This window comes from Holdemania sp. Marseille-P2844 (assembly GCF_900120005.1).
Lineage (GTDB): Bacteria > Bacillota_I > Bacilli_A > Erysipelotrichales > Erysipelotrichaceae > Holdemania.
This window is the reverse complement of the sequence record NZ_LT635449.1, coordinates 24,570-38,008: the sequence shown is the minus strand read 5'-3', so window position 1 is coordinate 38,008 and position 13,439 is coordinate 24,570. Positions and strand designations below refer to the sequence as shown.

The window sequence follows — 13,439 nt, the reverse complement described above, 5'->3', positions numbered from 1 at the left end:
CTCATGATTCGGATCAAGCTGACTGAACGTCAGGGAAAGGCGGAAACCTTACTGGCGGAGGGTCATGCGGGCTACGCTGAAATGGGACAAGATCTTGTCTGCGCCGGCGTCAGCTGCATTACGATCGGAACCAATAATGCTTTGGATGAATTAGCGCCCGGAACGTTTCAAACGGAAACCCGGGAGGGATATCTGAAAATCCGGATTCTGAATCCGGACGATCCGACCGCCCAGCTGATTCTCCGAACAGCCTGGATTCAGCTGCAGACCATTGCAGAGAGTTATCCAGAATTTATAAAACTCAAAAAACAGGAGGTGTAAGCCATGAAGTTAGTATTGAACATTCAGTTGTTCGCTTCCAAAAAGGGTGTCGGTTCTACAAAGAACGGCCGTGATTCTCATTCCAAAAGACTGGGAGCCAAGAAGGCGGACGGACAGTTTGCGACAGCCGGTTCAATCTTATACCGTCAGCGCGGCACAAAGATTCATCCGGGTGTGAATGTCGGACGCGGCGGCGATGATACCTTATTCGCAAAAGTCGACGGAACTGTAAAATTCGAGCGCGTAGGCAAGGACAAGAAGAGAGTTTCTGTCTATCCAGCAGCGTAAGTTAACAAAATCCCCGGTTGGGGATTTTTGTTTGAAGAAGTACGATCGAGGTTATTCTAAGAGGAAAGGAGGCGTTTTCCATGTTTATTGATCGTGTTAAAATGAAACTCAAGGCCGGTAATGGCGGCAACGGATTGGTTGCGTTCCGGCGTGAAAAATATGTACCCCTGGGAGGACCGGCAGGAGGGGACGGCGGCGACGGCGGCGATATTATTTTTGAAGCTGACAGCAACAAGTCAACCCTACTGGATCTGCGCTATTCCAAGCAGCTGACCGCGGGCAACGGCGGTGTCGGCAAGCCGAAGAAAATGCACGGCGCGGATGGCGACGACGTCTTGGTCAAGGTCCCGCTGGGTACGTTAGTCAAGGATCTGGCGACCGGCGGACTGATCGCCGATTTAACGAAACCCGGCCAGCGCGCAGTCATTGCCAAAGGCGGCAAGGGCGGCCGCGGCAACTGGCATTTTGCTTCCGCCCGCAACTCTGCGCCGGAATATTGTGAGCAGGGTGAAGACGGCGAAGCCAAGGAAATTCAGGTTGAACTGAAATTGCTGGCGGACGTCGGGCTGGTCGGCTTTCCCTCGGTCGGCAAGTCAACGTTATTATCCGTTGTCTCCAAGGCTCGCCCGGAAATCGCGGATTATCCGTTCACGACGATCACGCCGAATCTGGGCATGGTTCAGGTCCCGGATAGCCGTTCGTTTGTCATGGCGGATTTACCGGGTCTGATCGAAGGCGCCAGCGAAGGCAAGGGACTGGGACATCAGTTTCTGCGTCACATCGAGCGCTGCCGGGTTATTGTGCACGTCGTGGACATGGGCGCCAACGACGGCCGCGATCCGATTGAAGATTACAGAATCATCAACAAGGAGCTGGAACAATACGAACTGCGCTTAATGGAACGGCCGCAGGTCGTGCTGGCGAACAAGATGGATCTGGAGGGCGCGGAAGAGAATCTGAAGCGTTTTAAGGAAACTTATCCGGACATTCCGGTATATCCGGTGATCACGCTGATCGCGGAAGGGCTGGACGAGGTTCTTTACAAAGTCGCGGATCTGTTGGAAACGACGCCGGAATTCCCGATGACAGGTGAAACTGAAGTTGAGGAAGGCGTATTGTATAAGTTTGTACCGAAGGCGCCGGATTTCACCGTTACCAATCTGGGCAATCACCAGTGGCGGCTGGAAGGTCCGAAGGTCGAGAAACTGTTCAAGATGACTGATTTTGAGGTTGAATCGCAGGTGTATCGGTTCGGCCAGTCGCTGCGCAAGCTGGGCGTCGATGAGGCGCTGCGGCAGAAGGGCGCGGAGGACGGCGATCTCGTCTTCATCAACGATTTCCAATTTGAATTTGTCGAATAAGCAATCAGAGGCCGTTTGCGCCTCTTTTTCGTTGGCCATGGAGTGGACCAGAGGGAAATGGGATTTCTGGCTTGAAAAAAGACTTAAATAAACGATCAGTTTTTGAGTGTGAAGGAGAATGAAATGATGATGACCATGCGGTTGGCTCAGCGACAGGATTTACCGGATTTACTTCAGCTTTATACGTTTTTGGGCGATAACCCTATTCCAGAGTTGGATGCCAAACTCATGCGGCTGTGGCAAACGCTGCTGAACGATCCGCAGACAGCGATAATCGTGGCTGAGAGTCAAGGCCATGGAATCTCAACCTGCACACTGACGATCATCCGCAATCTGACGCATGATCAGCGGCCCTGCGGGATCATCGAAAATGTGGTGACGGATCCGCGGTATCGGTGTCAGGGCTTAGGCCGGAGGGTCTTGGAGGAAGCGGTGCGGATCACCTGCGAGAATCATTGTTACAAAGTGCTGCTGACAACGGGCTCCAAGCGGGAAAGTACGCTGCGTTTTTACCGTGAAGCGGGATTTAATGATCAGGATAAAACCGCCTTTGTGCGCTGGCTGTAAACGGATCCTGCCTCTAAGCCGGACGCGAAATTTTTTATTTCCTCGTTTTTTACTTCTTCATTGGTATTTTCTTTCAAGACGTCAAACGGAGGAGCGGAAACGCCGGGAAACAGACAAGTGTTGGTTAAGCCTGAGGCAAGCCTTCGTCAGTTTCCTGATTGGCTGTTTCGTTTGCGCTTGTTTTATGGTAAAATAAACGGCAGGTGATAACATGATAGCAATGATTAAAGGAACGGTTTTTGCCGTGGGTTTGGATTGGATCATAATCGAAAACCAAGGTATCGGATATAAAGTGTTCTTTTCCCGTCCGGAAGCGGTCCGGCTGAATCAGGAAGTGCGAGTCTTTACCTACCAGCACGTGCGCGAAGATGAGTTCAGTCTGTTCGGCTTTTTGTCGATGGAGGAACAGGATCTGTTCGTCAAGCTGATTTCCGTCAAGGGTCTGGGCCCGAAGACGGCGATGAATATGCTGGCGGCGGCGACGTATCAGCAGATGGTGCAGATGATTGAGCAGGGCGATGTTGCGGCGTTAAAAAAGATGCCGGGCATCGGTGCGAAAACCGCATCGCAGATCATTTTGGATCTGAAGGGCAAGCTGGTTCGCGAAGAAACCGCTGAAGGCAAGTCCAGTCAGGCAATCGAAGACGCGCTGGAAGCGCTCAAAGCATTGGGCTACAAGCAAAGCGAATTGAGCGGGTTATCGAAAATGATGCGCGAGCATCCGGATAAGACGACAGACGAATATGTGAAATTAGGTCTGCAGCATCTGCTGCAGCGGAAAAGAGGGGGATAAGGGATGGACGAGGAACGGCTGCTTTCTGCACTGCCGGAAGCGGGGGATGACGAATCATCGCTGCGGCCGCAGCGGCTGACGGATTATATCGGTCAGACCCAGCTGAAAGAAAACCTGAAGGTTTTTATCCAGGCGGCGCTGCAGCGCAATGAAACGCTCGATCATGTCCTGTTGTACGGACCTCCGGGATTGGGCAAGACGACGCTGGCCTACATTCTGGCCAATGAAATGGGCGGCAAGGTGCGCACAGCCAGCGGCCCGAGCATTGAACGCAGCGGCGATCTGGCGGCGATCTTGTCGACGCTGGAGCCGGGCGACGTGTTGTTTATCGATGAAATCCACCGGCTGCCGAAGATGGTCGAGGAAGTGCTGTATCCGGCAATGGAGGATTTCTGCATTGATATCGTTGTCGGCAAGGATTCCGGCGTGCGTTCGATCCGCCTGGATCTGCCGCCGTTTACGCTGGTCGGCGCGACGACGCGGGCGGGCGATCTGACAGCGCCGCTGCGCGATCGCTTCGGCATCGTCAATAAGCTGGAATATTATGACGAGGATCAGCTTTCGCAGATCGTTTCGCGGACGTCGCGGGTGCTCAATGTGGCCGCGGCCCCGGAAGCGGTCAGGGAAATCGCCAAGCGCTCCCGCGGTACGCCGCGAATTGCGAATCGTCTGCTGCGCCGTGTGCGGGATTTTGCGCAAGTGCTCAACGACGGCGTGATCAGTCTGGACGTCGCGCAGACAGCGTTGGATCGGCTGCGGGTCGATTCGCTCGGCCTGGACGACGTCGATATCCGCTATCTGCGGGGGATTATCGAACGTTTCCGCGGCGGTCCGGTCGGCTTGGAAGCGCTGGCTTCCAGTATCTCTGAGGAACCGATGACGCTGGAAGACGTGTATGAGCCATATCTGATTCAGATCGGCTTTATCAACCGGACGCCGCGCGGCCGGGTCGCGACGCCGAAGGCTTATGAGCATCTGAAGATTGCTTATCACGATCAGCTGTTCGATCTGTAAGCAGAAAATCAAAGGGAAAAGAAGATTCGTTGAACAAAAGGACGCAATGACCGCGTCCTTTTGTTGTTGATGGGATTCTGCTTCGGTTTGGATCCGATCTTCAATCTTATTCTGTTTTCATTGATTTCGAACGGGGATCTCTATCTTCGCAAGGCAGAATCTGACTGCGTTTGCGGAAATTGAATTCTTTCGTCTTGTTGAGAATACAAAAAAGCAGACGAGGAGACCAATAAAAAAGGATCCCCGCTTCCGGCGTTTGCCGTCTGCAAAGATCCAGATGAATTTCAATGATTTTACAGTGCGCTGCTCCCCGTTAAATCCGATCCGCCGGTCTGACCTGCAGGCGGGAAGCACAGTGCAGCCGATCTTCGCCCTGACAATAGCGCAGCGCGCCTTCCTCGTTCAGCACCACCGGCATCCGGTCGTGGATGGCGGAGAGTTCCGGCAGCGCCGGACGGGTCATAATGACGAAGTGCGGACCATCCGCTTCCAGACGGTAGAAACCGGCCATGCACAGCATCGCCTGATCCGGAAGGGTGAACAACATCTTTTTCCGGCTGGGCTTCTCCCATTCATAATAACCGCTGGCGCAGATGACGCAGCGGCGCTGACGCAGGCTTTCGCCGAACATCCGCGAGCGCGGTGCGGTTTCCGAGCGGGCGTTGATCACCAGCCGTTTCTGCGTCGGATGGGTAAATCCCCAGCGCATGGCGGCCGGAACCAGTTCATCTCCCTGCTCAGACAACAGGCAAACCGGCGTCCGCTGCGATGGAAAAACCTCGCCCAGACTCAATTCCGATAGCGGTTCGTCGCCCAGCTGCCGCTCAAGCAAAGCCAGCAGCGAGCGGATCCGCGCGTTGTTCTGATCAAAGAATAAATAACGTCCGCACATCGTTTCACCCTCATTTCTCGATAAACCAGCGGTTTTCACAAAAGTACAGATACCGCCGCTGCCCGTGGGAAAACAGGCAGGTATAGCGCAGACCCGCGCCGCCGCTTTTTAAGGAAGCCGCAGGACAACGCTGAACAATTTTCTCTATCTTATATTTTAACCCGTTTTCCCAAAGAATAAACAAGGGAATGAAACTGCCGTCGTCTTCCCAGTTGCCGTTCACCCGAACATACTGCTTTTCCATGAAATCCTCGCTCCTCTCTGTCTTATATTTTACTTGAAAATAATTCAATTTCAAGCTTATATTAGAAAAAGGAAAGGATAATTTTGGGTATGCAGGATTTGAAAAGAATTTAAAGCTGAGTACGCCATGAATCTTAATTGCATGGATTGCCCCAAGCTCAAGGAATTAAGAATAATAGTTAATCATCTTGTTCAAAATATTTCAGCAAACGCATCGTCAGTTGGATGGAAAATAGCTGATTAGCATCGCGGCAGGATAAATTCCATTTTTCTTCGATTTTTTTCAATCTGTAAAGAATGGTATTTTTATGTGTAGCTAAGGCTTCTGCTGTTTTTCCAATTTCAAAATTATTTTTGATATATTGCTTTAACGTTTTATAATATTCAGAATTCTGCTGCTGATCCCAGCGAATCATTTCAATTAACGCCGGATTACAGTAATCAAGGTAACCATCAGTTTCAAGATTGCTGCGCAGAAATAACGCATATTCCCGGTGATCGTCAAAATAGAACAAAGTGCCTCGAGGTTGTTTCTTAAAGATCGGATGAGAGCATAAATAGCTCCGCTGTATGTTGGAGTTCAAGATGTTGCAAAAACGGCAGCCGATTAAAATGTCAGCCTGCAGAACCTTCGCTGATTCTTTTAGATTCTCGATCTGGTAAGTTCTGATTTCCTTTTCTGTGAGGTCAACAAGCGTATAAATGATTCCTTGTTCTTCAGCGGTTAGAGAGTCAGGAAAAATTCGCAGTAAAGCAGATGTAATCAAAGCGTTTTCTTCAGATTTTCTTCCTTTGGCGGCAAGCAGACGATATTGTTTACCGTGGTATTTCTCGCTGTCGGAAACCATTACCGATAATTCCATCAAAGTTTTGATTTTCCCGCATAAAATCATTTTAAATAAATTTTGTTCGTTGAGATTGTATCCCCAAACACCATCAATGGAACAGGAAATTGCAATAATTCTGGCAATCGTTTGAACTAACTCCATATCCATATTTTCTAATTCCTGGTTTGTTCCTGGAATTGTAATATTGCCAAAATAGCGTTCACCAATATAAACGTTAGAAAAAACTCGGGCATAATCATCTTCCGTAGCCGGAGAATAAAATGGAATCAGATTTTCTTTGCGTTTGCTGAGAACCCCCATAAACGTATTAAACCCATGGCTGTCTTTGGAAAGCATCTTTTTAATCCGGATCATTTCACCTTCTGGATAATTCTTGGAGCAGATTGCTAGTTCAATTCGATTGTCAGGGGAAAACCTGACGGGAGCATTTAGAAGTTCCGATGCGGTATCGACAAGAACTTGTAAATCAGTATTGTCATAGAGCATCGGGAAGAGAATCGACTCAGCTTTTACGGATAGATAAGACATAATTATTTCTCCTTTTAGTTAAACGGATAATTACGATAAGGATTCAATGTGACACCGCACAAGGACACATCAATTTTGTGATTTTGCATTAAAGATGGAAGCGAATGTTTAGTGGCCGCAACATAGGCATACCGTTTCTTCTTTTCTATAATAAATATGTAAATGAATTATATCACAATTGCGAAAACAGCAGAGATTAAATGCTGTAAGCATAGAAAGGATAGCATGAATCAAAGATCATGCAAAGAGGAGAAAATGAACAAACTGTCACGAAGAGATTTTTTGAAAGACGCAGCGGCCGGGGCGCTCGGGCTTGCCGGGATGTCTCTGCTGGGTGGATGCCAGACGTCAACCAGTTCTGCAGCTGGAGACTATACTTACGCGGAAACCATTGCCTGGGATGGACAATATGATGTGGTCGTTGTCGGCTTTGGCGGAGCCGGCGCTACGGCAGCGCACTATGCGGCCGCCAGTGGTGCTAACGTCCTGATTGCCGATGCGGCGCCCAAAGGTCATGAAGGCGGCAATACCCGATATGCCCAACAGTTTATTGTTTGCGGCGATAATCCGGAAAAGTTACAGACATATTACCATGAATTAGCCGGGGGATTGGAATACGACGAGGAGGTCATTAAAGTGTATACTGAGAATATGGTGACACTGGGTGACCGGATGGCGTCCGATTACGGCGCGGACGTAATGTATTGGAAAGGCGTGCCGGCAGTGGCTTGGGCAATTCCGGAATTCCCGGAATTGGAAGGCGGCGAGGCGATCAACGCGTTTACCGTTCACGCCGGTGCAAAAGATTCCGCTTTGTGGAAACTGCTGCGGCAAAAAGTGGTCGAAGAAAAAGATAAAATTGATATCTGGTTCAATTCCCGGGCGGCTCATTTAATCCAGGAACCTCAGACGAAAACGATCATCGGCGTCACATTTGAGCGGGATGGGAAAATGGTGAATATTCGGGCGGCGAACGGTGTTGTTCTAGCCTGCGGCGGGTTTGAGAATAATTCAAAAATCGTTCAGGATTATATCGGCTATGCTCACTATAATGTCATTGGATCGACTTATAATCAGGGGGATGGGATTCATCTTTGCTTGGAGGCCGGAGCGGATTTATGGCATATGAACTGTTTCGAAGGCAGCAACACCCTAGGCGGTTTGGGACCGGATTATGGTGCGGGTGAACGAGGAATCGATCTTACCGGATTTTCAGCCGGAAGTTTTTTGATCACAGGCTTAGATGGTCGACGTTATTTTAATGAAACAGCGGAAGCCAGACATGGACATATCCGGCGCGGCGGTGAGTACGTTATGCCAGGACATCCGCAGAACGCCTGGTTAATTTTTGATCAGAATCAATATGAAACCCTCAGCTGGCCAGCTTTCGTTCAAGGGCAGATCATCGCTGCGGAATCCGTTCTGGAACTGGCGGCGGCATTAAAGATGGAAGCTGCAGTCTTATCGCGGACTATCAAAAAATTTAACCGCTTTGCCAGTGCAGGTGAGGATCTTGAATTTGAACGCGATCCCCAAACGATGCGGGAACTGGCAGGAAAGACGTGGTATGCGCTGCGGCTTGTCCCGCGAATTTTGAATACGCAGGGAGGAGCGCGTAGAAATGCCCGGGCCGAGGTACTGGATCCGGCCGGTAATGCCATCCCTCATTTATATTCAGCAGGTGAATTCGGTGGTTTGACGGCAAAAAATTATCAAGGGGCGACCAATTTGTCGGAGTGTCTGGTGTTTGGAAGGATTGCAGGCGAAAATGCAGCAACTGTGAAAGAAGCTTTACCAAGTTATACGCTGGCTCCGGCAGTTGAATCAAAACTCACGTACACCCAGGGTACAACGGATGAAAAAACGAGTGAATATGAACTGGAGGAAAACGAAGTGCTGGGTGTTGGCGCAGGGATGGGCGGCGATGTTGTCGTTGCAGTGAAAATTGAAAACGGAGCGGTCGCCAGAATCAGAATTCTGGAGAATAATGAAACGCAAGGGATTAGCGATCCGGCGTTCGCCACATTACCAGATCAGTTTATTGGCTGTGCGTCAGCAGAGGAAATCGACGCTATCGATCATGTCAGCAAGGCAACAGTGACCAGTAACGCGCTGAAAGAGGCCGTTAAAAACGCGTTAAACCAACTTCAATAAATCAATTAGAATAATCATTCAGGAAAGCGTAAGTTCTTAGGCGAAACAAAGTATGGAACCACGCTTTCTTTTTTCTGGAAAGTTTCAATGATGATTTTACTGGGACAGGGTTGGTCATTGCTTAAATGATCATGAATAATTTTCAGATAACATGAACAAATTTAAAGGATATACCTGGAATACTTGAAAAAAGTTCCGATTAGTCGTTGAAAAAACGGGAAGATTCCGTTACAATGAAGCCAGGGTGGTGATTCCGATGTATTTTAAGGAAAACCTGAGATATCTCAGAAAGAAGTATCATATTACACAGAATGACCTGGCGGAGAAATTCGGCTATAAATCATTTACGACGATTCAGAAATGGGAAGACGGCACCTCAATGCCGAAAATGAGCATCCTGCAGCAGCTGGCGGACTTTTTTAACCTGACGATCGAACGGCTGATCAACCAGGATCTGACACGCGATGAAATGTCGGGCGTGCGGGTACCGGTGCTGGGCAGCGTCAAGGCGGGCTATGATCATCTGGCAGAACAGATTGTTGAGGATTATGAATGGGTCAGCCCGGATGAAGCCCGGGGCGGCGAATATTTTTATCTCGATGTCGTCGGGGATTCGATGAAAAACGCCCGGATTGAGGAAGGCGACCGCGTGTATATCCATCGTCAGAATTCCGTGGATAACGGGCAGATCGCCGTCGTCTTGCTGGAAAACGACGAAGTAACGCTTAAACGTGTGTTCTATAAAGACGGCGATATGATCCTGCAGCCGGAGAACGACGCTTACGAACCGATCGTCGTGCCGTTAAAAGACGTCATGGACCGCCGCGTGCAGATACTGGGCCGGCTGGTTCACAACAAGATCCGCTATTAACATCAAAAGCGGGGATAATCTGAAAGAAAAAGGAAAGACCGTGAACGGGTTTGTATTGAAAACTGAACGGTCTTTTCGTTTGGGTTTTGTTGCAATGACAGCGGTTTCAAGGTAAACTTATACAAGAAATGAAGGTGGAAGCATGGAAAAATATATTATGGCGATCGACCAGGGAACGACCAGCACCCGGGCGATTTTATTTGATCAGCAATGTCAGATCCGCGCACAGGCACAGAAGGAATTTACACAGTATTTCCCCAAGCCCGGCTGGGTTGAGCATGACGCAACGGAGATCTGGCTGAGCGTGCTGGCCGTGATGGCGGAAGTTGTGATGGCCAGCGGCATCGACCCCGTGCAGGTAACGGGGATCGGGATTACCAACCAGCGCGAAACGACAGTCGTCTGGGATAAAACGACCGGTCTGCCGATCTATCACGCGATCGTGTGGCAGTCGCGGCAGACGGACAAGCTCTGCGACCAGCTGAAGAAAGAAGGGCTGGAAGACTGGATTCGCGGGAAGACCGGACTGGTCATCGATCCGTATTTCTCAGCGACGAAAGTCAAATGGATTCTTGATCATGTCCCGGGCGCGCGGAAGCGGGCAGAAAACGGCGAGCTGTTGATGGGGACGATCGATACGTGGCTGGTGTGGAAGCTCAGTGAAGGACGCTGTCACAGCACGGATTACTCCAACGCTTCGCGGACGATGATGTATAATATCTTCGATTTGAAGTGGGATGCGGAGATCCTGGCAAAGCTGGATATCCCCGCAAGCATGCTTCCGCAGGTTCAGCCGTCCAGTCAGATTGTCGCGACGACGGCGCCGGTGCATTTTTTCAACCGGGAAGTCCCGATTGCCGGGGTCGCAGGCGATCAGCAGGCGGCCTTGTTCGGCCAGGGCTGCTTTGAGGAAGGTATGGCAAAAAACACCTACGGCACCGGATGCTTCCTGTTGATGAACACCGGTGAGAAGCCGGTCGTTTCCCGTCATGGCTTGGTGACGACGTTGGCCTGGGGGGTGGACGGCAAGGTGAATTACGCGCTGGAAGGCAGTATTTTCGTCGCCGGCAGCGCAATCCAATGGCTGCGGGACGGCTTGAAAATGATCCGCACCGCACCGGAGAGCGAAGCGCTGGCGACCTCGGTATCCAGCAGTGAAGGCGTGATCGTCGTTCCGGCATTTGTCGGATTGGGCGCGCCGTATTGGGATGATAAAGCCCGCGGGGCGATCTTTGGCCTGACCCGCGGCACAACGCAGGCTCATTTAGCGCGGGCAACGCTGGAATCGCTGGCATTCCAGACCCGCGACGTATTGGAAGCGATGCAGAAGGATTCCGGCATCCGCTTAAAAACATTGAAGGTTGACGGCGGCGCCGTGCGCAATAATTATCTGATGCAGTTTCAGAGCGATCTGCTTCAGACACCGGTGGAACGGGGGAAAATCAATGAAACGACAGCGCTGGGCGCGGCTCTGTTAGCCGGACTGGCCGTCGGTTTCTGGAAAGACCGGCAGGAGGCGCTGGCCGGGCTGCAGCTCGACCGCCGGTTTGAGCCGCAGATAGAACAGGGCCAGGCGGACGAAGATTACCGCCGCTGGCAGCAGGCCGTGGCATGCTGCTGCCAATATCATCCTGAGGCTTAAAGGGAATCCGGAAATAAACAAAGAACAGGAGAATTGGACTCATTCATGGTATTAGATAAAGAAGGCTTTAATCGATGGGCGGCACAGTATGATCAAACCGTCGCTCAAACTCAGGCTGACAGCCAGTATCCATTTGCCGGCTACGATGCCGTGCTGCAGGCGATTGAAATGATCGTTGCCGCAAAGCCGCAGCCGGAGGTGCTGGACGCGGGCTTTGGCACCGGTGTTCTGACCCGGCGGCTGGCTGAGCGGGGCGCTCAGATCACCGGTTTTGATTTTGCTTTGGCAATGGTTGAAACTGTCCGGCGCCAACTGCCGCAGGCAGAATTGTTCGTGCATGATTTTAATGACGGCTGGCCGGCAGTGCTGGCGGAAAAACAGTTTGATTTTATCGTGTCCACGTATGCGCTGCATCATCTCAGCGTGGCCGGACAAATCGCCTGGATTCAGGAAATGCTCGGCCATCTCAAGCCCGGCGGAAGGGTGCTGATCGGCGACGTCGCGTTTGACAACGCCGCGGCGCTGTACGCATGCCGCGATCAGGCGGGAAAGCGATGGGACGCAGACGAAATCTATCTGACCCGGGAACAGCTAAAACCCGTCTTCGCACAACAGCTGCAGTGGCAGCGCTGTTCGTTCTGCGCGGCGCTGATGAGCTTTGGCGCTGACTGAAGCCGGCGGGTAAAATAAAAGAAAACAGGGGGATAAGCAATGAAAGCATTAATCTTCGATATGGACGGCGTCATTATCGACAGTGAAAAAGTGTATGAGCAGGCAGATCAGCAATGGTTTGCGGACAACGGCATTAAGACGGACCGAATCGCGCTGCGCCAGTGCCTGGGCTGCACGGACGATGTGAACTGGGGCATGATCGCCCGCTGGAATCCGGAGCTGGATATCGCCGCCACGTTCCACAAATACCGCGCGTTCTGCAAGGACGTGCGCGTCAATTATGAAAAAATTTACCGTCCCTACGTCCAGACGCTGATCGATCAATGCCGCCGCTGCGGGATTTTGACCGCGCTGGCTTCAAGCTCGCCGATGGACAATATCCAGACGGTTTTATGCGATTGTAAACTTGAGGGACAGTTTGATTTAGTCGTCAGCGGCTGCGATCTGCCCGTCAGCAAGCCGGATCCGGCGATCTTTCTGCAATGCGCGAAGCAGCTGGGCTGCATACCGGCGGAATGTGTCGTGATCGAGGATTCGTTGAACGGCGTGACGGCGGGGAAACGGGCAGGCATGACGGTGATCGGACTGGATGATCCGTACTTTGGTCAGGACTTGTCGAAGGCGGACATGCGGGTCGATCAGCTGGAACAGATTGTCATCACGGATAAAGGATTTTTGATCGGCGGGCAAACCTTATGAAAATCTTTTTTGTCAGGCACGGTCATCCGGATTATACCGAACCGAAAGCGCTGGGTTATCCGGGCTTTGGCAACGACCTGGCGCCGTTGGACGCGCTGGGACGTTCGCAGGCGGAACAGACGGCGCGGGATCCGCGGCTGAAGCAAGGCCAGCTGATCGTCGCTTCGCCGTTTACGCGGGCATTGCAGACGGCGGCGGTCCTCTCGCACCGGCTGGATCTGGAACTGCGTGTAGAAGTGGGGCTGCACGAGTGGCTGCCGGATCTCACGTATTCGCATACCGACGTGGAAACGGTTGAGCGGGCCCGGGCGGAATTTGACGCGATGAACGGCGTCGCCGGTCCGGAAAGAAAACAGGCCTGGGAGACGTGGGAACAGATGCGCACGCGCGCGGAACGGGCGTTAGCGCGGTATGCCGGCTATGACTGCCTGATCGTCGTCTGTCACGGGTTGTTGATGCAAGCCTTTGGCGCGGAAAAAACAATCTCCAACGGCGGGATCTTTGAGGCGGAGTGGTCGCCGGCATGCCGGGATTAGGACAGGGGGG

15 protein-coding genes are annotated in these 13,439 nt (G+C 51.6%); 12 read left to right on the top strand and 3 right to left on the bottom strand.

All coding sequences use genetic code 11. The annotated features are described in order from the left end of the window. The first annotated feature begins 3 nt into the window (after positions 1–3). The 6 genes from BQ7364_RS02895 to ruvB all read left to right on the top strand — a co-directional run bounded on the left by BQ7364_RS02895 (position 4) and on the right by ruvB (position 4,344). Positions 4–321 (top strand): ribosomal-processing cysteine protease Prp, encoded by a 318-nt coding sequence (locus BQ7364_RS02895; protein WP_072683325.1) that lies wholly within the window; start codon positions 4–6, stop codon positions 319–321. A gap of 3 nt (positions 322–324) precedes the next feature. After that, positions 325–609, top strand: a complete 285-nt coding sequence (rpmA, locus tag BQ7364_RS02890) for a 50S ribosomal protein L27 (RefSeq protein WP_006060527.1) — start codon at positions 325–327, stop codon at positions 607–609. Positions 610–689: 80 nt separating this feature from the next. Further along, complete coding sequence (obgE, locus tag BQ7364_RS02885; RefSeq protein WP_072683324.1) at positions 690–1,970, top strand: GTPase ObgE; 1,281 nt, start codon at positions 690–692, stop codon at positions 1,968–1,970. A 123-nt stretch (positions 1,971–2,093) separates the two neighbouring features. Continuing rightward, positions 2,094–2,537: a GNAT family N-acetyltransferase gene (locus BQ7364_RS02880; protein ID WP_229100707.1), complete on the top strand. Its 444-nt coding sequence runs from the start codon at positions 2,094–2,096 to the stop codon at positions 2,535–2,537. Positions 2,538–2,748: 211 nt separating this feature from the next. Next, positions 2,749–3,330, top strand: a complete 582-nt coding sequence (gene ruvA / locus BQ7364_RS02875; RefSeq protein WP_072683323.1) for a Holliday junction branch migration protein RuvA — start codon at positions 2,749–2,751, stop codon at positions 3,328–3,330. 3 nt (positions 3,331–3,333) lie between these two features. Then, on the top strand, positions 3,334–4,344 hold the full coding sequence (gene ruvB / locus BQ7364_RS02870) for a Holliday junction branch migration DNA helicase RuvB (RefSeq protein WP_072683322.1): 1,011 nt from the start codon (positions 3,334–3,336) through the stop codon (positions 4,342–4,344). A 313-nt stretch (positions 4,345–4,657) separates the two neighbouring features. Here the strand turns inward: ruvB and BQ7364_RS02865 are convergent, their stop codons facing one another. From BQ7364_RS02865 to BQ7364_RS02855, 3 genes are all read right to left on the bottom strand, one after another. Next, positions 4,658–5,236: an SOS response-associated peptidase family protein gene (locus tag BQ7364_RS02865; protein WP_072683321.1), complete on the bottom strand. Its 579-nt coding sequence runs from the start codon at positions 5,234–5,236 to the stop codon at positions 4,658–4,660. Positions 5,237–5,246: 10 nt separating this feature from the next. Beyond that, complete coding sequence (locus BQ7364_RS02860) at positions 5,247–5,480, bottom strand: hypothetical protein (RefSeq protein WP_006060537.1); 234 nt, start codon at positions 5,478–5,480, stop codon at positions 5,247–5,249. Positions 5,481–5,658: 178 nt separating this feature from the next. After that, positions 5,659–6,855, bottom strand: a complete 1,197-nt coding sequence (locus BQ7364_RS02855; RefSeq protein WP_083538411.1) for a PucR family transcriptional regulator — start codon at positions 6,853–6,855, stop codon at positions 5,659–5,661. Between the two features lie 162 nt (positions 6,856–7,017). Between BQ7364_RS02855 and BQ7364_RS02850 the strand changes: the two genes are divergently transcribed. From BQ7364_RS02850 to BQ7364_RS02825, 6 genes are all read left to right on the top strand, one after another. Beyond that, entirely contained in the window at positions 7,018–9,009 is a 1,992-nt protein-coding gene (locus tag BQ7364_RS02850) for an FAD-binding protein (RefSeq protein WP_083538410.1), read from the top strand. Between the two features lie 256 nt (positions 9,010–9,265). Beyond that, on the top strand, positions 9,266–9,880 hold the full coding sequence (locus tag BQ7364_RS02845) for a LexA family protein (protein WP_006060538.1): 615 nt from the start codon (positions 9,266–9,268) through the stop codon (positions 9,878–9,880). Positions 9,881–10,022: 142 nt separating this feature from the next. Further along, a complete protein-coding gene (gene glpK / locus BQ7364_RS02840) occupies positions 10,023–11,522 on the top strand; it encodes a glycerol kinase GlpK (protein ID WP_072683319.1) in 1,500 nt (499 codons plus the stop codon). Between the two features lie 45 nt (positions 11,523–11,567). Then, on the top strand, positions 11,568–12,194 hold the full coding sequence (locus tag BQ7364_RS02835) for a class I SAM-dependent methyltransferase (protein ID WP_072683318.1): 627 nt from the start codon (positions 11,568–11,570) through the stop codon (positions 12,192–12,194). Between the two features lie 39 nt (positions 12,195–12,233). Further along, complete coding sequence (locus tag BQ7364_RS02830; RefSeq protein WP_072683317.1) at positions 12,234–12,893, top strand: HAD family hydrolase; 660 nt, start codon at positions 12,234–12,236, stop codon at positions 12,891–12,893. Further along, the gene (locus BQ7364_RS02825) at positions 12,890–13,429 is read left to right on the top strand and encodes a histidine phosphatase family protein (RefSeq protein ID WP_072683316.1); all 540 of its coding nucleotides are present in this window, start codon (positions 12,890–12,892) and stop codon (positions 13,427–13,429) included. Before BQ7364_RS02830 ends, BQ7364_RS02825 begins: the two co-directional genes overlap by 4 nt. Positions 13,430–13,439: the final 10 nt, after the last annotated feature.